Source organism: Bordetella genomosp. 1 (assembly GCF_002261335.1).
In the GTDB taxonomy this organism is placed as follows: Bacteria; Pseudomonadota; Gammaproteobacteria; order Burkholderiales; family Burkholderiaceae_B; genus Bordetella.
The window spans coordinates 666,188-691,730 of sequence record NZ_NEVL01000001.1 but is presented as its reverse complement, the minus strand read 5'-3'; the positions used below and the strand labels follow the sequence as shown (position 1 = coordinate 691,730).

Annotated in this window: 23 protein-coding genes; 7 read left to right on the top strand and 16 right to left on the bottom strand. The window is 67.6% G+C overall.

Annotation, left to right across the window (positions count from 1 at the left end; all coding sequences use genetic code 11):
* Nucleotides 1-5: 5 nt before the first annotated feature.
* Together CEG14_RS03165 and CEG14_RS03160 are read right to left on the bottom strand one after the other, a co-directional pair.
* A complete protein-coding gene (locus CEG14_RS03165; protein ID WP_094824888.1) occupies nucleotides 6-524 on the bottom strand; it encodes a hypothetical protein in 519 nt (172 codons plus the stop codon).
* Between the two features lie 193 nt (nucleotides 525-717).
* Nucleotides 718-1,647, bottom strand: coding sequence for a LysR family transcriptional regulator (locus CEG14_RS03160; RefSeq protein WP_094824887.1), 930 nt, complete (start codon nucleotides 1,645-1,647; stop codon nucleotides 718-720).
* 83 nt (nucleotides 1,648-1,730) lie between these two features.
* Between CEG14_RS03160 and CEG14_RS03155 the strand changes: the two genes are divergently transcribed.
* Nucleotides 1,731-2,540: an alpha/beta hydrolase gene (locus CEG14_RS03155; RefSeq protein ID WP_256985565.1), complete on the top strand. Its 810-nt coding sequence runs from the start codon at nucleotides 1,731-1,733 to the stop codon at nucleotides 2,538-2,540.
* Nucleotides 2,541-2,578: 38 nt separating this feature from the next.
* Complete coding sequence (locus tag CEG14_RS03150; protein WP_094824885.1) at nucleotides 2,579-3,562, top strand: Bug family tripartite tricarboxylate transporter substrate binding protein; 984 nt, start codon at nucleotides 2,579-2,581, stop codon at nucleotides 3,560-3,562.
* 53 nt (nucleotides 3,563-3,615) lie between these two features.
* Here CEG14_RS03150 and CEG14_RS03145 read toward each other — a convergent pair whose 3' ends face one another.
* Complete coding sequence (locus CEG14_RS03145; RefSeq protein ID WP_094824884.1) at nucleotides 3,616-4,068, bottom strand: Lrp/AsnC family transcriptional regulator; 453 nt, start codon at nucleotides 4,066-4,068, stop codon at nucleotides 3,616-3,618.
* 266 nt (nucleotides 4,069-4,334) lie between these two features.
* On the opposite strand from CEG14_RS03145, the gene CEG14_RS03140 reads away from it, so the two are divergent.
* From CEG14_RS03140 to CEG14_RS03120, 5 genes are all read left to right on the top strand, one after another.
* Nucleotides 4,335-7,832, top strand: coding sequence for an indolepyruvate ferredoxin oxidoreductase family protein (locus CEG14_RS03140; protein ID WP_094824883.1), 3,498 nt, complete (start codon nucleotides 4,335-4,337; stop codon nucleotides 7,830-7,832).
* Nucleotides 7,833-8,135: 303 nt separating this feature from the next.
* The gene (locus CEG14_RS03135; RefSeq protein WP_094824882.1) at nucleotides 8,136-11,063 is read left to right on the top strand and encodes a ribonucleoside-diphosphate reductase subunit alpha; all 2,928 of its coding nucleotides are present in this window, start codon (nucleotides 8,136-8,138) and stop codon (nucleotides 11,061-11,063) included.
* Between the two features lie 21 nt (nucleotides 11,064-11,084).
* Nucleotides 11,085-12,287, top strand: coding sequence for a ribonucleotide-diphosphate reductase subunit beta (locus CEG14_RS03130; protein ID WP_094824881.1), 1,203 nt, complete (start codon nucleotides 11,085-11,087; stop codon nucleotides 12,285-12,287).
* A 320-nt stretch (nucleotides 12,288-12,607) separates the two neighbouring features.
* Nucleotides 12,608-13,237 carry a histone H1-like repetitive region-containing protein gene (locus CEG14_RS03125; RefSeq protein WP_094825267.1) on the top strand — a complete coding sequence of 210 codons (630 nt, stop codon included), beginning with the start codon at nucleotides 12,608-12,610 and terminating at the stop codon, nucleotides 13,235-13,237.
* 111 nt (nucleotides 13,238-13,348) lie between these two features.
* Entirely contained in the window at nucleotides 13,349-13,918 is a 570-nt protein-coding gene (locus CEG14_RS03120; RefSeq protein WP_094824880.1) for a YggT family protein, read from the top strand.
* 7 nt (nucleotides 13,919-13,925) lie between these two features.
* Here the strand turns inward: CEG14_RS03120 and CEG14_RS03115 are convergent, their stop codons facing one another.
* The 13 genes from CEG14_RS03115 to CEG14_RS03055 form a co-directional block, all read right to left on the bottom strand.
* A complete protein-coding gene (locus CEG14_RS03115; protein WP_094824879.1) occupies nucleotides 13,926-15,371 on the bottom strand; it encodes a D-alanine--poly(phosphoribitol) ligase in 1,446 nt (481 codons plus the stop codon).
* Between the two features lie 37 nt (nucleotides 15,372-15,408).
* Nucleotides 15,409-16,536: an MBOAT family O-acyltransferase gene (locus CEG14_RS03110; RefSeq protein WP_094824878.1), complete on the bottom strand. Its 1,128-nt coding sequence runs from the start codon at nucleotides 16,534-16,536 to the stop codon at nucleotides 15,409-15,411.
* Nucleotides 16,537-16,543: 7 nt separating this feature from the next.
* A complete protein-coding gene (locus tag CEG14_RS26555) occupies nucleotides 16,544-16,669 on the bottom strand; it encodes a hypothetical protein (protein WP_094824877.1) in 126 nt (41 codons plus the stop codon).
* The gene (locus CEG14_RS03100) at nucleotides 16,666-17,844 is read right to left on the bottom strand and encodes a D-alanyl-lipoteichoic acid biosynthesis protein DltD (RefSeq protein ID WP_094824876.1); all 1,179 of its coding nucleotides are present in this window, start codon (nucleotides 17,842-17,844) and stop codon (nucleotides 16,666-16,668) included. Before CEG14_RS03100 ends, CEG14_RS26555 begins: the two co-directional genes overlap by 4 nt.
* The gene (locus CEG14_RS03095) at nucleotides 17,822-18,061 is read right to left on the bottom strand and encodes an acyl carrier protein (RefSeq protein WP_094824875.1); all 240 of its coding nucleotides are present in this window, start codon (nucleotides 18,059-18,061) and stop codon (nucleotides 17,822-17,824) included. Before CEG14_RS03095 ends, CEG14_RS03100 begins: the two co-directional genes overlap by 23 nt.
* A 280-nt stretch (nucleotides 18,062-18,341) precedes the next feature.
* A complete protein-coding gene (locus CEG14_RS03090; RefSeq protein WP_094824874.1) occupies nucleotides 18,342-18,845 on the bottom strand; it encodes a glycine zipper 2TM domain-containing protein in 504 nt (167 codons plus the stop codon).
* Nucleotides 18,846-19,135: 290 nt separating this feature from the next.
* A complete protein-coding gene (locus tag CEG14_RS03085) occupies nucleotides 19,136-20,074 on the bottom strand; it encodes a carbohydrate kinase family protein (protein ID WP_094824873.1) in 939 nt (312 codons plus the stop codon).
* A 20-nt stretch (nucleotides 20,075-20,094) separates the two neighbouring features.
* Nucleotides 20,095-21,525, bottom strand: coding sequence for a DUF3426 domain-containing protein (locus tag CEG14_RS03080; RefSeq protein ID WP_094824872.1), 1,431 nt, complete (start codon nucleotides 21,523-21,525; stop codon nucleotides 20,095-20,097).
* Between the two features lie 16 nt (nucleotides 21,526-21,541).
* Nucleotides 21,542-22,465, bottom strand: coding sequence for a 50S ribosomal protein L11 methyltransferase (prmA, locus tag CEG14_RS03075; protein ID WP_094824871.1), 924 nt, complete (start codon nucleotides 22,463-22,465; stop codon nucleotides 21,542-21,544).
* A gap of 94 nt (nucleotides 22,466-22,559) precedes the next feature.
* Nucleotides 22,560-23,906, bottom strand: a complete 1,347-nt coding sequence (accC, locus tag CEG14_RS03070) for an acetyl-CoA carboxylase biotin carboxylase subunit (RefSeq protein ID WP_094824870.1) — start codon at nucleotides 23,904-23,906, stop codon at nucleotides 22,560-22,562.
* Nucleotides 23,907-23,915: 9 nt separating this feature from the next.
* The gene (accB, locus tag CEG14_RS03065) at nucleotides 23,916-24,368 is read right to left on the bottom strand and encodes an acetyl-CoA carboxylase biotin carboxyl carrier protein (protein WP_094824869.1); all 453 of its coding nucleotides are present in this window, start codon (nucleotides 24,366-24,368) and stop codon (nucleotides 23,916-23,918) included.
* Between the two features lie 91 nt (nucleotides 24,369-24,459).
* Nucleotides 24,460-24,894 (bottom strand): type II 3-dehydroquinate dehydratase, encoded by a 435-nt coding sequence (gene aroQ / locus CEG14_RS03060; RefSeq protein ID WP_094824868.1) that lies wholly within the window; start codon nucleotides 24,892-24,894, stop codon nucleotides 24,460-24,462.
* Between the two features lie 76 nt (nucleotides 24,895-24,970).
* Nucleotides 24,971-25,525 carry a TlpA family protein disulfide reductase gene (locus tag CEG14_RS03055; RefSeq protein ID WP_094824867.1) on the bottom strand — a complete coding sequence of 185 codons (555 nt, stop codon included), beginning with the start codon at nucleotides 25,523-25,525 and terminating at the stop codon, nucleotides 24,971-24,973.
* Between the last annotated feature and the right edge of the window lie 18 nt (nucleotides 25,526-25,543).

Sequence of the window (25,543 nt, the reverse complement as noted above, 5' to 3'; positions counted from 1 at the left end):
ATGCCTCAGTAGGGCATGCGGTAGCCGGGCTGCATGCGCCGGGCCGTGACGACCTGTCCGTTGGACTTCATCTCGCGCAGGGTGAGCTTGGTGCGGTCCACGCTCTCGACCTTGTACGCGGTGCGGTAGATCGGATCGTCGGCATCCACGGGCTCGCCGTTGGACTGCGTGGTCTGCAGCGTGTAGATGCCGTTGTCGTGGGTCCAGCAGCCGGTTTCACGCAACGCGGGGCGCGTGCGCTTGCCCACCTTCAGCTGCGTCTCGTAACTCATCGTGCCATCGGCAGACAGGACAGTAAGCGATTGAAAGTCGCCGGCGAAGCCGCGCGGCCGCGATACCGAGTACCAGGTGCCGACCATCGGGCTGTTGGCCGACGCGGGCGTGCAGACCACCTTTTTCGGCGGCGCGGGCTCGGCCGCCCCGGCGTTCTCGGCCGGCTTCTTGACGGCGCAGCCGGCGAGGGCCACACCCACGATCAAACCCATGCCGGCGGCGCGGGTCCAGGACAAATACGAACGAATCATGACTTCCTCGGGACCACCCCAGCACGATCTGCCACGCTGCGTATTCATATAGGCATGCGACGGCATGCACGCACTCTAAATAGCGGCAGCGGACAAATCAATGCGCTTCTGCACGCAGTGCGTCGGCGCAACACCGGAGTGTTGTAAATCGGCTCGGAACCCGCATGCTTGCACGGTTTGCGAACCGGCCCCGTCAGTTTGGTGACAGCATTTTTCGAGCCGTGCTGCGCGCGGCGCGGCCGGATTGCGCATGTGCGTGCGCACGCAACAGTTCCGCCATCTGCATCGCGGCGGGCGAGAGCGTCTGGCCCGTGAGCCAGCACAACCCGAGCTCGCGCTCGATGCGCGGCGCGCGCAGCGGCACGAAGGCCAGCGCCGAATCCGGCGGCACGCCGAGCCGCGCCAGCACGGTCACGCCCTCGCCGCGCGCCAGCATGGCGAGCAGCGACATCATGTTCGACACGAACACCGGCCGGTCGTGCATGAACGCGGCGGCGGGATGTCCGATCAACTGCCGGTGCGCCACCGTGCCCGCCAGCGGCAGGGGCGCGATCTCGGCCCACGCGAGGGACTTGCGCCGCGCCAACGGATGGCCCGCATGGCACACCAGCCCGAACGCATCGCGCAGCAGCGGCTCGAAGTGCAGGCGGGGATCCTGCGAGACCCGACTGCACACCGCCAGCTCGGCCTCGCCGGCCAGCACCATGCGCTCCACGCCTTCCGAGTTGTCGTCGTAGAGCCGCAGCCGCACGCCGGGAAAACGCGCCCGGTAGCGCGCCACCAGCTCGGGCAGCCAGTGCGTGGCCACGGTGGCGACGGTGGCCAGCCGCAAGACCCCCGTTTCGTTGCGCGCCAGTCCGCCCAGCGCGGCGGCCACGCGCTCGTGGTGCGCCACCAGCTCGCGGGCCAGCGGCAGGCACTCGCGGCCATAGGCCGTGAGCGCCACGCGGCTGCCGCGCTCGAACAGCGCCTGGCCCAGCCGCTGCTCCATCTCGCGGATCGACAGCGACAGGGCGGGCTGCGACCGGTGCGCCCGTTCGGCGGCCTGGCCGAAGCTGCGCAGCTCGGCCACCAACAGAAAGTGGCGGTAGTGATTCACGCTGAGTTCGGGCAGGCCGGCCATGACGCACCTCTATTAGTTCGGCTTATTTTCCGATTGGAATAATAAATTTTTTTTATTCCCGACCGCTGCCTAAGATGCGCGGCATGGACCGCCCTCTTTTCGATTTCAGTTTCTTCGACCGCCTGCCGGCGCGCCCGCTCGGCGAGGCCCGCCTGATCGAAGGCCGTGCCGCCGCGCCCGGTCGCCCGGCGCTGCTGATGCTGCCGGGCGCCTATCACGGCGGCTGGTGCTACGCCCATTACCTCGCCCACTTCGCCCGGGCGGACTGGGGCTGCTACGCGCTCGACTATCCGGCGCCCTCGCCCACGCAGACGATCGCCGAGCTGGGCGCATGCGCCCGCGCCGCCGTTGCGCGGATCGGCGCGCCGGTGATCGTGGTCGGCCACAGCATGGGCGCCCTGCCCGCGCTGCTCTGCGCGGCACAGGCGCCGGTGGCCGGCGTGGTGCTGCTGGCGCCCTCGCCCCCGGCCAACGTGCCGCAGGCGGCGCCCCTGCCGCCCGTGCCCGCGGGCGTGCTGCGCGCGCCGCCCGGCGAGACCGAGGTGCGCGAGCGCTTTCTCGCGCTGCCCCCGGGCGCCGACGTGCGCCCGGTGCTGGCGCGCCTGATACCGGCCGCGCCCGAGGTATTGAACGACCGCTACCTGCTGCGCGTGGCGGTCGATCCCGCCGCGATCCGCGTGCCGGGCCTGTGCCTGGCGGCCGGCCGCGACACGCATGACCGCCATCCGCCCGGCCAGGACGCGGCGGTGGCGCGGCACTATGGCTTTGCGCACCGCGTGCTGGCCGAGCAGCCGCACTGCATGATGTACGGACCCGCCTGGCGCGCCAGCGCCGACGCGATCCTGCAGTGGTGCAACCACGCTTTCCCCGTGGCGCGCCACGCGCCGGCCTGACCCGACTCGGGCCGGCACCCATAAAACAGGAGACAACCATGAACCGCATTCCCACGCTGTCGACCACGCTGGGCGCCGCCCTCACGCTGAGCCTCGCCGCGCTGCTGCCCGGCGCCGCCCAGGCCGACACCGACTGGCCCGCCCGCCCGATCACGCTGATCGTCCCGTCCGCCGCCGGCGGCGCGGCCGATCTCACCGCGCGCACGTTCGCGCAGTATCTCGGCGCGAAGACGGGCCAGACCGTGGTGGTCGAAGACCGGCCGGGCGCGGGCGGCGTGGTCGGCACCCAGGCGGCCAAGGCCGCCAAGCCCGACGGCTACACCTTCCTGCTCTCCACCAACTCCACGCACGCCGCCAACCAGTACCTGTTCAAGCAGCTGCCCTACGACGCCGAGCGCGATTTCGTGCAGGTCGGCATGTTCGGGCTCTTCGGCGCGGTGGGCGTGGTGCCGCCCGACAGTCCGTACAAGACCGTGCCGGAACTGGTGGACTACGCGCGCGCCCACCCGGGCAAGGTGTTCTTCGGCTACTACAGCTCCTCGTCGCAGGTGCCGGCCGAGCTCTTCAAGCATCGCGCCAACATCGACATCGGCGGCGCGGGCTACAAGAACATCACGCAGATCATCACCGACCTGCGCGGCAAGCAGATCGGCTTCGCCTTCGTCGATTACCTCACCGCGATGGGCCAGATCGACGGCAAGGGCCGGGTGCCGATCGCCGTCACCGGCAAGACGCGCGCGCCCATGTGGCCCGACGTGCCGACCATGGGCGACTACTTTCCGGACTACGTGGTGGCCGGCTGGCTCGGCCTGTCGGCGCCGGCCGGCACGCCGATGGCGCAGGTGGAGAAGATGAACGCGCACATGCGGGCCGCCCTCGCCGACCCGGAGACGGCCGCCAAGTTCCGGGCGCTCGGCCTGCAACCCGAAAGCATGACCCAACCGGCCTTCGCCGACTTCGTGCGCGCCGATGCCGTGCGCTGGAAGGAATGGGTATCGGTGGTCGGCATCCAGGCGCAGTGAGCCCGCGGCGCGCGCACTGCTCTATATAGAGAGCGCGTGGCGCGCCCGCCGCCTCAGAGCGGCAGCCGGGTGTCGTGCTTGATTTCGCGCAGCGCGACGATGGTGCGCGTCTGGCGGATGCCCGGCAGGTTGAACAGAAAGCGGTGCATGAAGCGGTCGTAGGCCTCCGTGCTCTCGACCAGGATGCGCAGCAGGTAGTCGGAATCGCCCGTCACCGCATAGCAGTCCACCACCTCCGGCGCGTCGCGCACCGTCCGCTCGAAATTCTCGACGTTGGCCGAGGCGTGCCGCTCCAGGCTGATCTGCACGAACATGCAGCCGGCCAGGCCGACCTTGGTGCGGTCGATCTGCGCGCCATAGCCCTGGATCACGCCGCTCGCCTCCATGGCCTTGACCCGCCGCCAGACCGGCGCGGCCGACAGCCCCACCGTTTCCGAGAGCTGCTGCGCCGAGGCGCGTCCGTCGGTTTGCAGGGCCCGCAGAATGCCCAGGTCGGTCTTGTCCATGTGGTCTCCTCGTCAATGGGTCTGTGCCCGTTCGGATATGCCGCCAGGGCCGGTTCCCTGACGGTGGGCCGGCACGCGGTGGCGCCCCGGCGGCGCGGGCGCGTGCCCGGCCTGCGACGTTTCGCCCCCCGCCACGCCATGCGGACGGCCGCATGCGGTGAAAACGAAACGTTCATTTCAAATTATAGGGAATCCACGATCCGATAACGCAATGAATCGTGGGTCCTGCGCACCTATCATGATCGAAAGCCCAAGGAGCGCGCAATATGGACGGCACCCCCGCGGTCGAACCCCATCTCGACACCGATTACCAACTCTCCGACAACCTGACCCGCGAGGCCGGCCGCATCTTCCTGACCGGCACGCAGGCGCTGGTGCGCATGGTGCTGGCGCAGCGCCGCGCCGACGCCGCGCGCGGGCTGAACACGGCGGGCTTCGTGTCGGGCTACCGCGGCTCGCCGCTGGGCGGGGTCGACATGGCGATGTGGAAGGCGCAGAAGGCGCTCGACGCGCACCAGGTCACGTTCATGCCGGGCATCAACGAAGACCTCGCCGCCACCGCCGTGATGGGCACGCAGCAGGCCGGCATGCGCGACGACCGCAAGGTCGATGGCGTGTTCGCGCTCTGGTACGGCAAGGGCCCCGGCGTGGACCGCGCCGGCGATGCCCTGCACCACGGCAACGCGGCCGGCGCCTCGCGCCACGGCGGCGTGCTGCTGGTGGTGGGCGACGACCACACCGCCGTCTCCTCGTCGATCCCGCACGCCAGCGAAACCTCGCTGATCGGCTGGCAGATCCCGATCGTGCACCCCGCCTCGATCGACGAATACGAAAGCTTTGCGCTGTGGGGCTGGGCCCTGTCGCGCTACAGCGGCAGCTGGGTCGCGCTCAAGGCCACCTCCGAATCGGTGGAAACCGGCCAGTCGTACGTGGCCGCGCCGCCCCCGCGCTTCGACATGCCCGACGACGGCGAGGCCGCCGAGCGCGAGTACAACGCGCGCGACTTCCTCTCGCTCGCGGTCGAGACCCGCATGCACCGGCGCCTGGCCGCGGTGCGCGCCTTCGCCCGCACGCACAGCCTCGACCGCCTGATCGCGCCCGCGCCGCAGGCCCGCGTGGGCATCGTCACCGCCGGCAAGGTCACGCTCGACACGCTCGAGGCGCTGCAGCGCCTGGGCCTGGACATCCAGTCGCCGCAATCGCCGGTGCGGGTCTACAAGCCCGGCCTGGTCTGGCCGATGGACCGCGAACGCCTGCTGGCCTTCGCGCAGGGCCTCTCGCACATCCTGGTGATCGAAGAGAAGGCCGGCGTGATGGAGCCGCAGATCAAGGACATGCTCTTCAACCTGCCCGAGCGTCCCACGGTGTGTGGCAAGACCGGCCTGGACGGCGAGCCGCTCATCACCGCCGCCGGGCAGTTGCGCCCGTCGCAGCTGGCGGGCCCGATGGGCGCCTGGCTCGGCCGCACCCTCGGCCTGCACACCGACCTGAGCGGCGGCGCCAGCGCCTGTCCGCAGCCGCTGTCCAACGAGGCCGACGGCATGCGCCGCCGCCCCTACTTCTGTTCGGGCTGTCCGCACAGCACCTCGACCAAGGTGCCCAAGGGCAGCCAGGCGCTGTCCGGCGTGGGCTGCCACTACATGGCGGCCTGGATGGACCGCGACACCGGCGGCCTGACCCAGATGGGCGGCGAGGGCGTCGACTGGATCGGCCTGTCGCGCTACATCGACACGCCGCACGTGTTCCAGAACATGGGCGAAGGCACCTATTACCACTCCGGCTATCTCGCGATCCGCCAGGCCGTGGCGGCCGGCACCCACATCACCTACAAGATCCTGTTCAACGACGCGGTCGCCATGACCGGCGGCCAGCCCGTCGACGGCCCGATCTCGGTGCCGCAGATCTGCCAGCAGCTGCGCGGCGAGAACGTCGCGCGCATCGTGGTCACCAGCGACGAGCCCGAGAAGTATCGCGGCGTCGACCTGGCCGGCGTGCCGGTGCACCACCGCCGCGAGCTCGACCGCCTGCAGCGCGAGCTGCGCGAGGTTCCGGGCGTGACGGTCCTGATCCATGACCAGACCTGCGCCGCCGAGAAGCGCCGCCGGCGCAAGAAAAACCAGTTCCCCGATCCGGCGCGCCGCATGCTCATCAACAGCGCGGTGTGCGAGGGCTGCGGCGACTGCGGCGTGCAGTCGAACTGCCTGTCGGTGGTGCCGCTCGAGACCCCGTACGGCCGCAAGCGCGCCATCGACCAGTCCAGCTGCAACAAGGATTTCTCCTGCGCCGAAGGCTTCTGCCCCAGCTTCGTGTCGGTGATGGGCGGCGCGCCCAAGAAGAGCGCCGCACCCAAGCCCGACATGGACCGGCTGGCCGCGCGCATCGCGGCGCTGCCGCTGCCGCAGGTGCCCGAGCTCGACGCGCCGTACCGCCTGCTGGTGGCCGGCATGGGCGGCACCGGCGTGATCACCATCGGCGCCCTGGTGTCGATGGCCGCGCATCTGCAGGGCCTGTCGGCCAGCGTGCTCGACCTGACCGGCCTGGCGCAGAAGGGCGGCACCGTGGTGAGCCATCTGCGCCTGGCGCCGGCGCATGCCGCGCCGGGTCCGGTGCGGCTGGATTGGCAGCAGGCCGACGCCGCCATCCTGTGCGACCCGCTCGCCGCCACCGCGCCCGATTCGCTCGGCGCGCTGGCCAACGGCCGCACCCGCGTCACCGTCAACACCTACGTCGCGCCCGTCTCCGACTTCACCCGCAACCCCGACGCGCCGCTCAATGCCCAGGCCCTGCTGGCCAAGATCGAGCACGCCGCGGGCCGTTCCCAGACCGCCGCGATCGACGCGCACGCCGCCGCGCTCGCCCTGTTCGGCGACAGCATCCTGTCCAACATCTTCATGCTCGGCTACGCCTGGCAGCGCGGCGACGTGCCGCTCACGCTGGCCGCCCTCACCCGCGCCATCGAGCTCAACGGCGTGGCCGTGGCCGCCAACCGCAAGGCCTTCGACGCCGGCCGCCTGGCCGCGCACGAGCCCGACGCGCTGGCCGGCCTGCTCGCGCCCGCGGCGCAGGTCATCAAGCTGCACATCCCCGAAACCTTCGAGCAGGTGGTGGCCCGGCGCGAACGCGACCTGACCGCCTACCAGAACGCCGCCTACGCCACCGAGTACCGCAAGCTGGTCGACGCGGTGGCGGCACGCGAGCGCGAACTCGCGCCCGAGGCGCGCAGCCTGCGCCTGGCCACCGCCGTGGCGCGCGGCCTGTTCAAGTTCATGGCCTACAAGGATGAATACGAGGTCGCGCGGCTCTACACCGACCCGGCCTTCCAGGCCCAGCTCGATGCCCAGTTCGAGGGCGACTACTCGCTGCGCTTCCACATGGCGCCGCCGCTGCTGGCCCGCAAGGACCCGCACACCGGCGTGCCGCGCAAGATGACGCTCGGTCCGCGCACCCGCACCCTGCTGCGCTGGATGGCCCACGGCAAGCGCCTGCGCGGCACCTGGGCCGACCCGTTCGGCCGCACGGCCGAGCGCCGCGCCGAGCGCGCCCTGATCGGCGAGTACCGCGAGCTGGTCGGGCGCCTGCTGAAAAACCTCCGCGCGGACAACATCGGCGAAGCGGCTACAATCGCCGGCCTTGCTGAATCGGTCCGCGGATACGGTCACATCAAGGAAGCGGCCATCGCCCGGTTCCGAACCGAGCGGGACACGCTTCTCGCGAGCTTTGAGTCTCCTGGCTTTGCGGCGGTATCGGTGCGCAGAAGCGCCTGAAACCGTCAGCCTGAGCAGTTGCTAACCCGGGCGCGCCGTTTACGGCGCGCTTCCACATTTGGTAACAAACAAATCGCAATGATGTCACCGCGCTGTCTTGTAGCGTGCGCCTTCGCTCACTAGAATTAGTGCACCGCGAGGGGGTGGTACACTACATATAGTGGTCAATACATAAGCTGGACCCACGGCCACGCGCCCGGACTCTCGGTCCAAGCTTTACGTCCCCGCACACCGAATTCTTCTCAGTACCCAGGCATGGCACGGGCCATGTCTCACCTTTTTCGCATTCCCACAGGAGCTTCCATGCAGACTACGATCGCCTCTGTGACTCGGCCTTCCACCGCCGTGCCGCCCGAATCCACCTCCGCCCAACAAGGCTCGCCCGCTGGCCAATGGTCCAGCTACAACATCATCCGCCGCAACGGCTCGGTGGTGGGGTTCGAGCCGGGCAAGATCGCCATCGCCATGACCAAGGCCTTCCTGGCCGTCAACGGCGGCCAGGGTGCCGCCTCGGCACGCGTGCGCGAGCTGGTCGAACAACTGACCAGCCAGGTCGTCAACGCGCTGGTGCGCAACCGCCCCGGTGGCGGCACCTTCCACATCGAAGACGTGCAGGACCAGGTCGAGCTGTCGCTGATGCGCTCGGGCCAGCATGACGTCGCCCGCTCCTACGTGCTGTACCGCGAGAAGCGCGCCCAGGAGCGCGCCGCCGCCGCCGACGTGCTGGACAAGGCCGCGCCCGCGCCCCAGGAACACGCGATCTACGTCAACGACAACGGCGCCCGCCGCCCGCTCGACATGGCCGCCCTGCGCGCCACGATCGAAGCCGCCGGCGTCGGCCTGACCGAATTCATCGACACCGAGTCGATCCTCAAGGAAACGGTCAAGAACCTCTACGACGGCGTGCCGATCGACGAAGTGTTCAAGTCCGCCATCCTGTCGGCCCGCGCGCTGGTCGAGAAAGATCCGGCCTACAGCCAGGTCACCGCCCGCCTGCTGCTGCACACGGTCCGCAAGGAAGTGCTGGGCGAAGAAGTCTCGCAGGCCGACATGGCCACGCGCTACGCCGACTACTTCCCGACCTTCATCACGCGCGGTATCGAAGGCGGCCTGCTGTCGCCCGAGCTGGCCAAGTTCGACCTGGCCCGCATCGCCGCCGCGCTGAAGGCCGAACGCGACCTGCAATTCGGCTACCTCGGCCTGCAGACGCTGTACGACCGCTACTTCCTGCACATCCGCGGCACCCGCATCGAACTGCCGCAGGTGTTCTTCATGCGCGTGGCCATGGGCCTGGCGCTGCGTGAAGACGACCGCGAAGCCCGCGCCATCGAGTTCTACGAGATCCTGTCGTCGTTCGACTTCATGAGCTCGACCCCGACGCTGTTCAACTCGGGCACCCTGCACTCGCAGCTGTCGTCGTGCTACCTCACCACCGTCTCCGACGACCTGGAAGGCATCTACGACGCCATCAAGGAAAACGCACTGCTGGCCAAGTACGCCGGCGGCCTGGGCAACGACTGGACCCCGGTGCGCGCGCTGCGCAGCCACATCAAGGGCACCAACGGCGAAAGCCAGGGCGTGGTTCCGTTCCTGAAGGTCGTCAACGACACCGCCGTCGCGGTGAACCAGGGCGGCAAGCGCAAGGGCGCGGTGTGCACGTACCTCGAAACGTGGCACCTGGACATCGAAGAATTCCTGGAACTGCGCAAGAACACCGGCGACGAACGCCGCCGCACCCACGACATGAACACGGCGAACTGGATTCCCGACCTGTTCATGAAGCGCGTCATGGAAAACGGCGAGTGGACGTTGTTCTCGCCCTCCGACTGCCCCGACCTGCACGACAAGTACGGCGCCGCTTTCGAAGCCGCCTACGTCGGCTATGAAGCGCGCGTCGCCAGCGGCGACCTGAAGCTGTTCAAGAAGATGCCGGCCGTCTCGCTGTGGCGCAAGATGCTGTCGATGCTGTTCGAAACCGGCCACCCGTGGATCACGTTCAAGGATCCTTGCAACATCCGCTCGCCGCAACAGCACGTGGGCGTGGTGCACAGCTCGAATCTCTGCACCGAGATCACGCTGAACACCAACGACAAGGAAATCGCGGTGTGCAACCTGGGTTCGGTGAACCTGGTCGCGCACATGAAGCCCACCGCCAACGGCGGCTTCGAACTCGACCACGACAAGATCAAGCGCACGGTGAGCATCGCCATGCGCATGCTCGACAACGTGATCGACATCAACTACTACGCCGTCGAGAAGGCGCGCAATTCCAACGCGCTGCACCGTCCGGTGGGCATGGGCATCATGGGCTTCCAGGATTGCCTGCACATGATGCGCGTGCCGTACGCATCGCAAGCCGCGATCGAATTCGCCGATCGTTCGATGGAAGCCGTGTGCTATCACGCGTATTGGGCATCGAGCGATCTCGCGAAGGAACGCGGCCGCTATCAAACGTACGAAGGCTCGCTGTGGTCGCAAGGCATCCTGCCGCAAGACACCGTGAAGATGCTGCGCGATGCGCGTGGTGGCTTCGTCGAGGTCGATGAATCGAGCACGCTCGATTGGGATGCGTTGCGTGCACGCATCAAAGAACACGGCATGCGCAACTCGAACAGCATTGCCATCGCCCCAACCGCGACGATTTCCAATATCATTGGTGTATCTGCGTGCATCGAACCCACCTTCCAGAACTTGTACGTCAAATCGAATCTCTCCGGCGAGTTCACGGTCGTTAACGATTACCTCGTGCGTGACCTGAAGAAACTCGGTCTCTGGGACGAAGTCATGGTCGCCGACCTCAAGTACTTCGACGGCAGCCTGTCCCGTATCGATCGCGTGCCTTCCGAACTCCGTGAACTCTACGCCACCGCGTTCGAAGTCGAACCGAGCTGGCTGGTCGAGTGCGCGTCGCGCCGTCAGAAGTGGATCGACCAAGCGCAGTCGCTGAACATCTACATGGCGGGCGCGTCGGGCAAGAAGCTCGACGACACCTACAAGCTGGCGTGGCAGCGTGGTCTCAAGACCACCTACTACCTGCGCACCCTGGGTGCCACCAGCGCCGAGAAGTCGACGGGCCGTGGCGGCGAACTGAACGCCGTCAGCACCGGTGGCCACAGCGCCGCCGCAGCCTCCGCAGCAGCACCTGTTTTGCCGGAACCCGAAATCGTCGGGGCGGTTTGCACCATGCGGCCGGGCGATCCCGGCTTCGAAGAGTGCGAGGCCTGCCAGTAACCGCCACCGGAGAATTCGATCATGCTTAATTGGGATAACGACAACCTCGCCACGCAACCCGCGAAATCGCCGGAGCAATCCGGCGCGGGTAACGCTGCGTCCGAGGACAACAACGTGCGCGCCGCCACCGGCGTGTTCGGCGACTCGGCGCTGCCGACGCCGAGCGCACCGGAGCACGCCGCCGCACTGAACACCCTCGGTTCGTCGGGCCGCGTCAAGGCGGCCGACAAGCGCATCATCAACGGCGAAACCGACGTCAACCAGCTGGTGCCGTTCAAGTACAAGTGGGCTTGGGAAAAATACCTGGCCACGTGCGCGAACCACTGGATGCCGCAAGAAATCAACATGTCGCGCGACATCGCCCTCTGGAAGAACCCGAACGGGCTCACCGAGGACGAGCGCCGCATCGTCAAGCGCAACCTGGGTTTCTTCGTGACCGCCGACTCGCTCGCGGCCAACAACATCGTGCTGGGCACCTACCGCCACATCACGGCGCCCGAATGCCGCCAGTTCCTGCTCCGCCAGGCGTTCGAGGAAGCGATCCACACCCACGCTTATCAATACATCGTCGAAAGTCTCGACCTGGACGAGTCGGAGATCTTCAACGCGTACAACGAGGTCCCCTCGATCCGTGCCAAGGACGAGTTCCTGATCCCGTTCATCGACGCGATTGCCGATCCCGACTTCCGCACGGGCACGCCCGAAGCGGACCAGACGCTCCTGAAGTCGCTCATCGTGTTCGCGTGCCTGATGGAAGGCCTGTTCTTCTATGTGGGCTTCACGCAGATCCTGGCGCTGGGCCGCCAGAACAAGATGACCGGCGCGGCCGAACAGTACATGTACATCCTTCGCGATGAATCCATGCACTGCAACTTCGGCATCGACCTGATCAATACCGTCAAACTCGAGAATCCGCATCTCTGGACGCCGGAATTCCGCGAAGAAATTCGAGAACTCTTCCAAAAAGCAGTCGAACTCGAATACGCTTACGCCGAAGACACGATGCCGCGCGGTGTGTTGGGACTGAATGCACCGATGTTCAAGTCCTACCTGCGCTTCATCGCCAACCGTCGTTGCCAGCAGATCGGCATCGAGCCGCTGTTCCCGCAGGAAGAAAATCCCTTCCCGTGGATGGCGGAGATGATCGACCTGAAGAAGGAACGCAACTTTTTCGAGACTCGCGTGATCGAATACCAGACCGGCGGTGCGCTGAGCTGGGAATAAGACCTGCTGACACTCGCCGGCCAATGGAATTGGCCAAGCCCGACACACTGGCCGGCGAGCGCCTGGGATGCCCCCGGTCAGTGTTCGGACACGTAGGACGTAGCGGTAGGCATGTGCCTATCGACGCCATTTGAGATGGCTCGCGCCGGAGCGAGGGCCATATCAAATGGCTGTGCTGAATTCATTAGCGCAAGCTGAAGTGCTGTCGCCTGCAAGGGACAGGAGCATGCGCCGATGAATAGCCCGGGTGTTGCCCGCCTTGTTGGCGGGTGATGACACGGGTTTAAGTTCTGGGACCCCTGAACCTAAGGAGCATGACCATGGCAACTGCCAAGAAGGCCGCCAAGAAGGCGGTTAAGAAACCCGCAGCCAAGAAGGCCGCGGTGAAGAAGGCCGCCCCGGCCAAGAAAGCTGCCGCCAAGAAGGTTGCAGTGAAGAAGGTCGCCGCGAAGAAGCCGGCGGTGAAGAAGGTTGCCGCCAAGAAGCCGGCAGCCAAGAAGGTCGCCGCCAAGAAACCGGCAGCCAAGAAGGCCGTAGCCAAGAAGGCTGTCGCCAAGAAGGCCGTTGCCAAGAAGGCCGTCGCCAAGAAGGCGGTTGCCAAGAAGGCCGTCGCCAAGAAGGCCGTAGCCAAGAAGGCAGTTGCCAAGAAGGCCGTCGCCAAGAAGGCGCCTGCCAAGAAGGCCGTTGCCAAGAAGGCTGTCGCCAAGAAAGCCGTAGCCAAGAAGGCCGTCGCCAAGAAGGCGCCTGCCAAGAAGGCTGCTGCTGCCAAGAAGGCGCCTGCTGCCAAGAAGGCCCCGGCTGCGAAGAAGGCTGCTGCCAAGAAGCCCGCTGCCAAGAAGGCTGCCCCCAAGAAGCCCGCTACGCCGCCCTCCACGGCTGCTGCCCCGGGTGCCAAGTCCGCGCTGAATCCTGCCGCGTCGTGGCCCTTCCCGACGGGTGGCCGTCCGTAATACGGACGCGTCAACGCGCTAGCTGTACTTCAAGCCGCCTGGCCCAGCCAGGCGGCTTTTTGCATTCCAGCCGTGCGAAAATAGCCGCTTGCTCAGCCCGGTAGAGAGTCCATGCTCGCCCAAATCCTGCACTTCCTGATCGACATCCTGTTCACCCTGTTCGGCGCCGCGCTGATCCTGCGCGCCTGGATCCATGCCGTGCGGCTGCACCCGTTCAACCCGCTGGCCCGGACCGTCTACCAGGTCACCAACTGGCTGGTGGTGCCGCTGCGCAAGGTGATTCCGGCGGGCAACTCGATCGACTGGACCAGCCTGGCCGCGGCCTGGCTGGCGGCGCTGGTGTTCCTGGTGCTGTCGCTGCTGGTCACGCTGCCGGTGCAGCTGATCGGCGCGCTGTTCCCGATGCTGCTGCTGGTCGCGCTGATCACGGTGGCCAAGTGGGCGCTCAACCTGATCGTGTGGCTCACGCTGATCCAGGCCGTGCTGTCGTGGGTGAATCCGATGTCGCCGCTGATGGCGCTGCTGCAGACGCTCACCGCGCCGCTGCTCGAGCCGGTGCGCCGCATCCTGCCGCGCACCGCCATCGATTTCTCGCCGCTGGTCGTGCTGATCATCGCGCAGGTGGTGCTGATGATGCTGGGCCGCCTCAGCTACAACGCCCTGGCGATCGGCGCGGCCTGAGGCCGCGTCACACCTCGATCGCGGCGTAGATGTCGAGCAGCTTCTTGCGGTCGGTCTTGTGGTTGGCCGACATCGGCAGGCCCGGGCAGGCCACCAGTTCCGACGGCACCATATAAGGCGGCAGGCGCCGCGCCAGCCGCCCCTTCCAGTCTTCCAGCGCGGCAGGCACGTCGAAGCCCGCGCGCGCCACCGCCGCGTCCACGAAACCGATCAGCCGCACCGCGGTACCGTCCGGGCGCCGCAGCACGGCGCAGGCGCCGCCCGCCACGCCCGGCAGATCGGCCAGCACGGCATCGATTTCCGAGAGCTCGATGCGATAGCCATTGAGCTTGATCTGGTCGTCCATGCGGCCGCGGCAGAACAACAGCCCGCCCTCGCCTTCCTCGCCCAGGTCGCCGGTGCGAAAGCCGCGCCGGCCGTCCTCGTGCACGAACATCTTGCTCTGGTTCAGGTCGGCCCGATTCAGATAGCCGCGCATCACGTGATCGCCCACGATGCAGAGCTCGCCGTCGCGCACGAACACCAGGCTGTCGCGCTTGGCGCGGCCGATCGGCAGCGCCTCGTGCGCCGCCAGCACGGCGTCGTCGATCGCGATCGCGGTGGTGGCGACGGTGGCCTCGGTCGGGCCATAGGTATTGAGGATGACCGCATCGGGGAAGCGCTGGCGCAGCTTGCGCGCCAGGGCCACCGGCAGCGGCTCGCCGCAGAACAGGAAACAGCGCAGCGTCGGCAGCATGGCCGGCGAGAAATCGCGGCTCACCAGTTGCTGGTGCGCGAACGACGGCGTCGAGACCCAGACGTTGATGCCGGCCTGCGCGAGGCCGGCGAGCCACGCCGCCTGCGCGGCGATCTGGTCGCGCGACGACATCAAGCAGGTGCCGCCCGTGGCGAGCGTGCCGAACACCTCGTACATCGACAGGTCGAAACTGAACGGCGCCTGGTTCATGAATACCGGCGCCTCGCCCAAACCGAAGTCGCGCGCCATCCATTCGCCCAGCAGCGCCACGCTCTCGCGGCCGATCTGCACGCCCTTCGGATCGCCGGTGCTGCCCGAGGTGAACATCACGTAGGCCAGGCCGGTTTCGTCGAGCACGCGCGGCGCGGCGGCGCCGGCCTCGAAGCGGTCCTGCGCGGCGTCATAGACGGTGGCGGCGCCGACGATCTCGACGATGCGGCGCAGGCGCTCGGGGGGATAGATGGTGTCGACCGGCACGAACGGCGCGCCGAGCAGCAGCGCGCCGGTCATGGCCACGAAGAAGCCGGCCTGCTTGTGGCCGTAGACCACGACGGCGCGGTCGGGGCCAGCACCCGCCGCGCGGGCGCGCTCGGCCCAGGCCCGCGCCTCGGCCGCGAGGGCCTGCCAGCTCAGGCTGCGATCGGGCGCGACCACGGCGGGCGCGTCATCCGCGCGCGCCGCGTCGACGAATTGGAACGTGTGCAGATCGAGTCGCATGGAACACCAGGGTCGGGAGCGTAGCGGCGTGGCCGCCTCAGATGGGACTGCGGCCGCTGAACACATACAGCGCGAGCGCGGCGAGCACGAGGGTCAGCGCGCGGCCCGCCCACTGCACCGGCCGGCGCGCCATGAAGGCCTGCAGCCCCGGGCGCGTACGGCTCGCGTTGACCAGCAGGTTGTGCCCCACCGAATAGGCGCCGAACATCAGGCCGCTGACGATGTAGTGCCAGGCCAGCCCGTTCCATACGCCCATCGCCAGCAGCGTGGCGAAGATGCCGATGTTCTGCGCGGCCAGGCGATGACGGCCGAAGAAGCGCGTCTTGGACAGGGCCTTGTAGATCGGCATGAACACCACGTCGCGCAGCCACTCCGACAGGCTGATGTGCCAGCGGCGCCAGAAGTCCTGCGGGTTGAGAGTGGCGAGCGGATTGCGGAAGTTCACGGGCAGCGTGAAGCCGAACAGCATGCCGATCCCGATCGCCATGCTGCTGTAGCCGGCGAAGTCGAAGAACAGGTAGAAGCTGTAGAGCGAGGCGTTGAGCGCGACCCCGGTGAACGAATAATCGTGCGCGTCCAGCGTGGCCAGCCCGTAGCGCCAGATCGCCTCGGCCAGGCCGAACTTCTGGATCACGCCCAGCAGCGTGAGCTCCAGGCCGGTGAGCCAGGTGTCGAGCGTGACGCCTTCGTAGCCGCGCTTCAGGTCGGCCTGGAAGCTGCGCCAGCGATACATGGGCCCGGCCAGCAGCGCCAGCGGGAAGAACAGATAGATGAAGTAGTCGAGCGCGGAGACGCGCTCGTTGCGCTGCGCGAACAGCAGCACGTCGATGGCGCGGAAGGTGGCGAACGACAGGCCCAGCATGCCGGGCAGCGTGGTGACGCCGGTCTTGACCAGCAGCAGCGGCGACATCGTGATGATGACGCTGGCCCAGGTGGGCAACCAGCCGCGGCGGTTGGCATACAGCGCGGCGCCGGAGATCGCGAGCAGGGCCAGCGGCTGCCAGGGCCGCGCGCCGAAGATCGCGAGCCAGATCACCACCGACAGCAGCGCGATCACCTGGCGGTAGCCGATGCGCCACGGCAGCGCGAGCGAGCGGTAGACCAGCAGGCCGAGACTGCCGAGCAGCGCGGAGCCGAAGAAATTCAAACTGGCGAACAGTTCCATGGCGAACTCAGAACTGCTGGTATTGGAATTCGACCTTGATCGGTCCGCCGCTGCCGGTAGGCGGCGTCGCCTGCAGCACGAACACGAGGATCAGGCCGATATAAAGGCACAGGTGCCACAGAAAGCGTTTCATCGCGAGAAGAACTCCGCAATACCCCGGTCGGCCATGGCCCAGCCGACTTCGGCCAGGTGCATGTCGTCGCGCACCATGCCGCGCTGGAAGGGGATGCTGTACATGTCCAGGCAACCCATGCCGTAGCGCTCGCACATCCCCTTGATCGCATCGACCACCGGATCGAAGCGCTCCACGTCGAGGATCAGCTTGGGGTTGAAGGGCTGGATCACGAAGTAGGCGCGCACCTTGCGTTGCTGCAGCAGCGCCATCACGCGCGCCAGGTCGCCGAGCTCGGGGCGCGCCATCGGCGCGAGATCGGGAAATTCGTTGCGCGCGGGCGAGTTCAGCGGCGCGAGATACTGCTGGTAGTAGTCGTCGCGCACGTCGTAGGGATTGTTGCTGCCCAGCTTGTGCTCGACCTCATGCGCCTGCCCCAGCAGCTTGTCCCACTGCGTGCCCGACAGGCGCGCGGCCGAGGGCCAGGTCACGTACTTGTGCGCCGGCACCGACAGCGCGCTGCGCGGCTTGTCGGGCTGCGGCTCGCCGCGCGCCTTCCACCACAGCTGCAGCTTGTCCTTCAGCTCGGCGGCCTGGCCATTGGCGATCAGCCACAGCAGGCCCCAGTTGGCGTTGTTGGTGATCCAGGTCTGCATCTGCTCGCGCGTGGCGGGCCGGTCCCAGAGCCTGTCCCAGACCGGGCCGCTCACATGCTCGGCGAACGCGGAGCGCGGCAACTGTCCGCCCGAGGCGAACCAGGCCGGCGACACCATCACGACCAGGCGCGAGTTGGGCGTGAGCGAATCGGCCACCGACTCCAGCACGCTGACGATGCCATACGACTGGAACATGGCGTGGCCATAGGCCAGCGTCGGCACCTTGAGCTCTTGCGGGAAGAAGCGGTACGGCACGAAACGCAGGTCGTGGCTGGACAGCTCGGACGAGCCCAGCACCACCAGCGTGCCGTCGGACAGGGCATTGCCCAGGCGCGTCAGGTTGACGTTCTGCGTGCCCCAGTCGGGGCCGAGGTTGGGCAGGTAGTTGTCGCTGACCGAGGGCAGGCTGGAGCGCGGTTGCACCGCCTGCGTCAGCGCGGTGTCGGCGCCCAGATAGCATCCCAGCGCCAGCGCCGTGGCGGTGGCTGCCGCAGCGATGTGCGACAGCAGGCGGGGATTACGAAGCGTGGGCAGCAACATAGCCGGCGAGAACGCGAACCGACTGCATGTGCTCAGCGATTTCGGGAGCCGGGATGCTGCAACCGTACTCCGCTTCGACCGCGAGAGTGATGTCCACGGCGGCGAGCGAGTCGACCAGGCCGGAGGAGATCAGCGGGGTATCGGGAGAGACTTTCTTCAGGACGATCGACTCGACGATCTCGCCGATCCGGGTGTGGAGTTCTTGCTCGGTGTGCATAGGATGAATATGGTCAGGCGCCCTCTACGGGCTTGATCACCCCCGCCCCCGAGAGTTGCGACGCGACTATACAAGCCGATAACTGACGACACGCTGAATCTCATCCATGGGGATGAGGCTTGTGGTACGGAACACACGATGCCGCCGCACCGCCGCGCGGCGCCCAATAAAAAACCCGCGCCCCTGAGGGACGCGGGTTTGCTCGCATGGACCTGGCGGTGAGGCCAGGCCCGGCAGTGGGGCCCATCCTACTGCGCGCGATGCCTGGTAAAACCGGGAATCAGAGCGGCGTGACGCGGGTCGGGCCTGCGCCGCTGACGACCTGCACGCGCTGGCCGACGCTCACGGGCACGTCGGCTTCCTGCGCGACCACGCGGGTCTCGCCGTTGTCGAGGCGCACGGTGATTTCGTAGCCCGAGCTGCGGCCCACCTGGTTTTCGACCGCGTTGCCGGCCAGGGCGCCGAGGATCACACCGCCGACCGTGGCGATGGCGCGGCCGGTGCCGCCGCCGATGGCGTTGCCTGCGACGCCGCCGAGGGCGCCGCCGGCGAGCATGCCGCCGCCGCTGGACTTGTCGTTCTGGATGGTGATCGGACGCACGCCCGTCACGGTGCCGGTGCGCACGATCTGTTCACGCTGGGCCTGGCCGTAGGAATACGTGTTGGCCGAGGCGCTGGGATTGGCACAACCCGACAGCACGGCCACGGACGTGACGAGGGCGGCCACAGCCAGCCAGCGGCCGGCACGCGGAACCGACTTGGAGGGGGTAAGAGTGGGGGTCATTGAAACTCCTCGATCGGAACGACGACACTGATGAATTGATGATACTCCGGCCCGTGCCGTTATTTGCGCGAGGCCGAAACAGGGTGAAACCAAGGTAGACGAGCCTGTAACCGCGGGGATCGCCGAAGCGAGGGGCGGGAGGCCGGGAACATCGTTTTGGCCCTGTTTGAGCTTATCCGATGATTAGAGGCGGCGCTTTGGCGGGAGGTTCCCGCCAAAGGCGTGGTGGCAAGCGCAAAGTCTGATTTTGCGCAAAACGGCGGCCACCCCGGCGGGATGGCCGCCCGATCTCAGCCCAGGCGCAGGCCGTAGGCGGCGTGCAGGCGCGCGTCGATGTCGGCGTGCGACGGGGCGTGGTTCTGCGGGCCGCGCGAGGCAATCTTGATCGCGCCCATCAGGTTGCCCAGGCGGCAGCTGTCGGCCCAGCTCCAGCCGGCGGTCAGGCCGTAGAGCAGACCGCCCCGGTGCGCGTCGCCGCAACCGGTGGGGTCCACCACGGCGTCGGCCGTGAGCGGCGCGATCTCGGTGGTCTGGCCTTCGGTGATCAGCGTCGCGCCCTGCGCGCCGCGGGTGATGACCACGGCCTTCAGGGTCTTGGCGATGTCCTGCATGCTGCGGCCGGTGCGCTGCTCGACCACGCCGGCTTCGTAATCATTGACGGTCATGGCCTGCGCCAGGCCGATCATGCGCTCCAGGTCGTCGCGATCGAACAGCGGCATGGCCTGGCCGAGGTCGAAGATGAACGGGATGCCGCGGGCATTGAGCGCCTGGGCGTGCGCGAACATGCCTTCCTTGGCGTCGGGCGCGACGATGGCCCATTGCGCCTGCGCCGCGGACAGATCGTTGTCGGCCGAGAAGGCCATGGCGCCCGGGTGGAACGCGGCGATCTGGTTGTCGTCGAGGTCGGTCGTGATGTAGCACTGGGCCGTGAAGGTGCCCGGCACGGTGCGCACGTAGGTGCTGTCGATGCCCAGCTTGGCGAGGTAGTCGAGGTACTCACCCGCGTCTTCGCCCACCGTGGCCACCGGCAGCGGCGTGCCGCCCAGCAGCTTCAGGTTGTAGGCGATGTTGCCCGCGCAACCGCCGTATTCCTTGCGCATCGACGGCACCAGGAACGAAACGCTGAGCGACTGGATGCGCTCGGCCAGGATGTGTTCCTTGAAGCGCCCTTCGAACACGGCGATCGTGTCGAACGCCATGGAACCGCAAATCAAAACAGGGGCCGTCATGCTGGATCCTCAAAGATGAATCAGGGAAAGAATTTGTCGAGCTGATAGCCGTTGACCTGCAGGCCGCTGACCTGGACGGGCACCGAAATGCGCGCCTCGCCGGCCGCGGCGAACGGGCCGGCGGCCTGTTGCGGCGTGAGGTAGTCGCGCGGCATCAGCACCTTGCGCGCCACCACCGTGTCCGACATGTCGGTGAGCTGCAGCACCAGCGCGGGCCAGGGCTGCGGCTTGTCGAACCGGTTGCGCAAAATCACATTCAGAACCAGCTGGCTGCGCCCTTCTTCCGCCGCGCCGGCGCTGCCGCTGGGCGGCTGCAACGACGAGGAGGCGATGGCGATGCGCTCGATGCGGCGCGCGTAGCCGACGCTGCAACCGAGCGGCTGGCACGCCAGCTCGAGCACCGGGCGCAGCGGCGCAATCGTGGTGGCGATCGGGGTGCGGTAGACGTAGAGCAGCTGCAACAGCAGCGCCACGATGCCCAGCACGCACAGCAGGCTCCAGATCCGGCGGCCGGCACGGCGCGATTCGCTGCGGTCGTCGTCGAGGAATTCGGGCGGCGTGCGGCCGCTGTCGGTGGCGCTGGAGTAGCGGGTGCGGGACTCGCCCTGCACCACCGGCTGCGACTCGTCTTCGTCGTCCTGCGGATCCGCTGCGCGGATGTCGTCGTCTTCGTGGGCGCCGATGCGCGGCTCGGCCTCGAGGGGCGCGCGCCAGCGCGGCGCGTCGTCGTCCGGGTCGGGATCGGGCTGGGGCTGCGCCTCGCCGGCGCCATCGCGCCAGACCGGCTCGCGCGGGCCCGCGCCGAGACGGGGCTCGCCGCGCACCTGGCCGGGGCGGGCCACGCCGCGCATCACGGCCGGCGCGTCGTCCGGCCGCGCGGGCGTGTCGTCCCAGGGGGCCGGCGTGCCGAGGCGCGGCTCGCGCCCGGCCTCGTCGCGCGCGGCGCGCAGGGGCGGGAAGGAAACCTGGGGTTCGGTGCGGCCATACGGCGCGGCTGACGCAAGCGGCGCGGGCGCCGCGTCGGCCCCCTCGTCGAACGCGTCGTTCTCGTCGTTATCGTCGTCGGCCGCCTGCTCGGGCGCGTCGCGGCGCATGTCGGCGCGGCCGCGCAGCACGGCGGGCGCGACCTCGGGCACGGCAGGCGCGGGCGGGGTGTGCACGTCGGGGATGGCGGGCTCGACCGGCGGCGCCAGATGAGGCGCCGGGGTGGGCGTGGGCACCGGGGTGGGCACCGGCGTGGGCACCGGCGTGGGCACCGGCGCGGGCGGCGTCTCGTCGGCCGGCTGCGTGAGCAGCGGCACGACCGGCGCTTCGGGCTGCACCAGGCAGGCGCGGCCGTCGAACACGGTCTGGCAGGCGCCGCAGCGGACCAGGCCATTGCGCACGCGCAACTGGTCGGCCACCACCTTGAAGGCGGCGCCGCATTGCGGGCAACGGGTCACCAGGGCCATGCCGCCGCCCCCGTCATCAGGCCTTGCGGCCGCTCAGGCAGACCCAGCCGTCGCGCGCACGCCAGACCGACAGATCGATCCACGGCGCGTAGGCGGCGGCCACTTCTTCGGCCTGGCGCTCGAGCACGCCCGACAGCACCAGGGCGCCGCCCGGCGCGACACGGCCGGCCAGCATCGGCGCGAGCACCTTGAGCGGATTGGAAAGAATGTTGGCGACCACGACGTCGAAGGTGCCGTCGGCCAGGCCGTCGGGCAGCATCGCGCTCAGCTCGACCTGGTTGGTGCGGGCGTTGTCGACGCTGGACTGCACCGCCTGCGGGTCGATGTCGACCGCGAGCGTCTTGCCGGCGCCCAGCTTGCGCGCCGCGATGGCCAGGATGCCGGAGCCGCAACCGTAGTCGAGCAGCGTGGCGCCCTGCGGCAGCTCGGCTTCGAGCCAGGCCAGGCACAGGTGCGTGGTGGGGTGGCTGCCGGTGCCGAAGGCCAGGCCCGGATCGAGCTCGATGTGAATGGCGGTGTCGGGCGTGGCGGCGATGGCCTCGGCCACGCCGGGATCGTCGCGATGCCAGCTCGGCACGATCCACAGGCGCTCGGAAATCTGGATGGGACCGAACTGCGCCTGCGTCAGGCGCACCCAGTCGGCATCGGGCACGTCGCGCAGGGTCCAGCCCTCGAACAGCGCCGGATCGAGGCCGGCCTCGGTGGCGGCCTGCGCCAGCAGCTGGGCCGGGTCGGCACCGTCGGGCAGCAGGGCGACCACGCGATTGTGGTCCCAGGCCTGCACTTCGGGCTCGGTGCCGGGCTCGCCGAACAGCGGCCGCTCTTCCTCCGTGCCGAAATCGGCGTCTTCGACCGAAACCGACAGCACGCCTGCTTCGAGCAGGGCATCGGACAGCGCTTCGGCCTGCGCCTCGCGGCAATGAAGAACGAGTTCACGCATGTGTCGAATTCCATGGGCAGGGCGCCACGCGGGCGCGTCTGCCTAATATAGCCAAGCAAAAAACAGGGGGCCAGCGGCCCCCCGGTCAGGTTGGTCAGGGACGCTGAGCCAACTTGTTTTCGAGGTAGTGGATGCTGGTGCCGCCTTCGATGAAGCGGGCGTCCTGCAACAGCTCTCGATGCAGCGGGATGTTGGTCTGGATACCCTCGACCACCATTTCCGACAGCGCCGTGCGCATGCGGGCCAGGGCCTGGTCGCGCGTGTCGCCGTAGGTGATGACCTTGGCGATCATCGAATCATAGTTCGGCGGCACGAAATAGCCGTTGAACACGTGCGAATCGATGCGCACACCCGGACCACCGGCAACGTGCCAGTTGGTGATGCGGCCGGGGCTGGGCACGAAGCGGAACGGATCTTCGGCGTTGATGCGGCACTCGATCGCATGGCCCTTGAAGGCGATGTCGCGCTGGCGCAGCGTGAACTTCTCGCCGGCGGCGATCAGGATCTGCTGCTGCACCAGGTCGATGCCGGTGATCAGCTCGGTCACGGGGTGTTCGACCTGGATCCGGGTGTTCATTTCGATGAAATAGAACTCGCCGTTTTCGTACAGGAACTCGAACGTGCCCGCGCCGCGATAGCCCATCTTGCGGCAGGCGTCGGCGCAGCGGTCGCCGATGCGCTCGATCAGGCGGCGGGCGATGCCCGGTGCCGGCGCTTCTTCGATGACCTTCTGGTGACGGCGCTGCATCGAGCAGTCGCGCTCACCCAGCCAGACGGCGTTGCGGCCGCCATCGGCCAGCACCTGGATTTCCACATGGCGCGGGTTCTCGAGGAACTTCTCCATATAGACTTCAGGATTGTTGAACGCGGCGCCCGCTTCCGAACGCGTCATGGTGACGGCGTTCAGCAGCGCGGCTTCGGTGTAGACCACGCGCATGCCGCGGCCACCACCGCCACCGGCGGCCTTGATGATGACCGGGTAGCCCACTTCGCGTGCAACGCGCAGGATCTCCTGCGGATCGTCGGGCAACGCGCCCTCCGAACCCGGCACCACCGGCACGCCGGCCTCGATCATGGCGCGCTTGGCGCTGACCTTGTCGCCCATCAGGCGGATCGTGTCGGGACGCGGGCCGATGAAGACGAAGCCGCTCTTTTCGACGCGATCGGCGAAATCGGCGTTTTCCGACAGGAAGCCGTAACCGGGGTGGATCGCCTCGGAGTCCGTCACTTCGGCAGCCGAAATGATGGCCGGCATGTTCAGGTAGCTCTCGCGCGAGGGAGCGGGTCCGATGCAGACCGACTCATCGGCCAGGCGGACGTACTTGGCATCGCGGTCGGCCTCGGAGTGCACCACCACGGTCTTGATACCAAGCTCGCGGCAGGCGCGCTGGATGCGCAGTGCGATCTCGCCGCGATTGGCGATCAGGATTTTTTCAAACATTTTTCGCTATCAGCCAATGACGAACAGCGGTTGACCGTATTCAACGGGCTCGCCGTTTTCGACCAGGATTTCTTTGATGACGCCCGACTTGTCGGCTTCGATCTCGTTGAGCAGCTTCATCGCTTCGATGATGCACAGCGGATCGCCTTCCTTGACGGACTGGCCGACGTCGATGAAGGGAGCGGCGCCCGGATTGGGAGCGCGGTAGAAGGTGCCGACCATCGGCGCCTTGACCACGTGACCCTGGATCACGGGAGCGGCGGGCTCGGCAGCGGGGGCTGCGGCCGGCGCGGCGGCGGCCACGACCGAAGCGGGAGCCTCGGGCGCGTGGTAGGCCACGGGCTGCAGCGCCTGGGAGAACTTGACGATGCGAACCTTGCCTTCGCCTTCGGTGATTTCGAGCTCGGCAATGCCCGATTCCGCCACCAGGTCGATCAGGGTCTTGAGTTTTCGGAGGTCCATAGAAGCTGCTTCCCGATTGAGTTTGAGGGCGCCCGTGTCTGATCCGGGTCGCGCCGGGTATTTAGGATGTAAATCTTGATCCGGGTGAGAGTCAGTGCCGCACCGCGTAGCGCAGGGCCGCCTCGTAGCCATCCGCGCCCAGGCCGGAAATCAGGCCCACGGCAAGATCGGAGAGGTACGAGTGATGACGGAACGGTTCGCGCTTGTACAGGTTGGACAAATGTACTTCAATAAATGGGATCGCCACCCCGGCCAACGCATCACGGACCGCCACGCTGGTATGCGTGTAGGCCGCTGCGTTGATGATGATGAAGTCGGTGCCGTCCTGGGCGGCCGCCTGGATGCGGTCCACCAGCGCGCCCTCGTGATTGCTCTGCCAGGCCGCCAGCGTCACGCCCAATTGCGCCGCCAGGGCTTCGAGGCCTTCATTGATCTGCGCCAGCGTGAGGCTGCCGTAGATATGAGGCTCGCGAGTCCCGAGCAGGTTCAGATTGGGGCCATGCAATACCAGTATGCGTTGCGCCATGGAGCTTGCCGATATGCTGGCAAAACAATCGATAAACCGACTTTTTACGCCAATTCCTGTTATTTGTCCAATCGAATCAAGCCACTAGCTGCGCCAGCGAGGCGTCGAGCTTGGCCGGGTCGATTTCCCCCAGGATTTTCTCGCTAATGCTGCCATCTGCTTTGAAAACGAGCGTAAAAGGCAGCCCGCCCGCCGGATTACCCAGCTGACGCAGCGTGTCGATGGCACCCATGCCCATCACCAGCAGCGGATAGGAAACGCTGACTTTTTCCTGGAATTTGCGGATGTTGTCGGCGCTATCGACGCCGATCCCGACAAATTGAACGCCTGCGTATTTTTTGCCCAAGGCATCGAGCTCGGGCATCTCGCGCACGCAGGGCGCGCACCAGGTTGCCCAGAAATTCACCACCATCGGCTTGCCGCGCCACTGCGCCAGCGCCTGGGTCTGCCCGCCCACGTCGGGCAACGACAAGGCGTACAGGTCGGGCGTGCCCGACGCGGTGGCGGCGCCCGACGCAGCGGCGCCCGGTGCGGCATCGGCCGGCGCGGATTTGCGTCCGGCATACAGCGTGGCGGCACCGGCGCCCACGATGGCGATGGCGGCGGTGGACAGGAAGAGTCGGCGATTCATGCCGCGATCATAGCCGCT

Coding starts and splice junctions, on each gene's coding strand:
- CEG14_RS03110 (WP_094824878.1), bottom strand. CDS start 16,536: ATGGAACTGTTCGCCAGTTTGAATTTCTTCGGCTCCGCGCTGCTCGGC.
- CEG14_RS03115 (WP_094824879.1), bottom strand. CDS start 15,371: ATGCGACTCGATCTGCACACGTTCCAATTCGTCGACGCGGCGCGCGCG.
- CEG14_RS03095 (WP_094824875.1), bottom strand. CDS start 18,061: ATGCACACCGAGCAAGAACTCCACACCCGGATCGGCGAGATCGTCGAG.
- accB (WP_094824869.1), bottom strand. CDS start 24,368: ATGGACCTCCGAAAACTCAAGACCCTGATCGACCTGGTGGCGGAATCG.
- CEG14_RS03130 (WP_094824881.1), top strand. CDS start 11,085: ATGCTTAATTGGGATAACGACAACCTCGCCACGCAACCCGCGAAATCG.
- CEG14_RS03160 (WP_094824887.1), bottom strand. CDS start 1,647: ATGGCCGGCCTGCCCGAACTCAGCGTGAATCACTACCGCCACTTTCTG.
- CEG14_RS03100 (WP_094824876.1), bottom strand. CDS start 17,844: ATGTTGCTGCCCACGCTTCGTAATCCCCGCCTGCTGTCGCACATCGCT.
- CEG14_RS03140 (WP_094824883.1), top strand. CDS start 4,335: ATGGACGGCACCCCCGCGGTCGAACCCCATCTCGACACCGATTACCAA.
- CEG14_RS03120 (WP_094824880.1), top strand. CDS start 13,349: ATGCTCGCCCAAATCCTGCACTTCCTGATCGACATCCTGTTCACCCTG.
- CEG14_RS03135 (WP_094824882.1), top strand. CDS start 8,136: ATGCAGACTACGATCGCCTCTGTGACTCGGCCTTCCACCGCCGTGCCG.
- CEG14_RS03085 (WP_094824873.1), bottom strand. CDS start 20,074: ATGACGGCCCCTGTTTTGATTTGCGGTTCCATGGCGTTCGACACGATC.
- CEG14_RS03055 (WP_094824867.1), bottom strand. CDS start 25,525: ATGAATCGCCGACTCTTCCTGTCCACCGCCGCCATCGCCATCGTGGGC.
- CEG14_RS03080 (WP_094824872.1), bottom strand. CDS start 21,525: ATGGCCCTGGTGACCCGTTGCCCGCAATGCGGCGCCGCCTTCAAGGTG.
- prmA (WP_094824871.1), bottom strand. CDS start 22,465: ATGCGTGAACTCGTTCTTCATTGCCGCGAGGCGCAGGCCGAAGCGCTG.
- CEG14_RS03145 (WP_094824884.1), bottom strand. CDS start 4,068: ATGGACAAGACCGACCTGGGCATTCTGCGGGCCCTGCAAACCGACGGA.
- CEG14_RS26555 (WP_094824877.1), bottom strand. CDS start 16,669: ATGAAACGCTTTCTGTGGCACCTGTGCCTTTATATCGGCCTGATCCTC.
- CEG14_RS03125 (WP_094825267.1), top strand. CDS start 12,608: ATGGCAACTGCCAAGAAGGCCGCCAAGAAGGCGGTTAAGAAACCCGCA.
- CEG14_RS03165 (WP_094824888.1), bottom strand. CDS start 524: ATGATTCGTTCGTATTTGTCCTGGACCCGCGCCGCCGGCATGGGTTTG.
- CEG14_RS03155 (WP_256985565.1), top strand. CDS start 1,731: ATGGACCGCCCTCTTTTCGATTTCAGTTTCTTCGACCGCCTGCCGGCG.
- accC (WP_094824870.1), bottom strand. CDS start 23,906: ATGTTTGAAAAAATCCTGATCGCCAATCGCGGCGAGATCGCACTGCGC.
- aroQ (WP_094824868.1), bottom strand. CDS start 24,894: ATGGCGCAACGCATACTGGTATTGCATGGCCCCAATCTGAACCTGCTC.
- CEG14_RS03090 (WP_094824874.1), bottom strand. CDS start 18,845: ATGACCCCCACTCTTACCCCCTCCAAGTCGGTTCCGCGTGCCGGCCGC.
- CEG14_RS03150 (WP_094824885.1), top strand. CDS start 2,579: ATGAACCGCATTCCCACGCTGTCGACCACGCTGGGCGCCGCCCTCACG.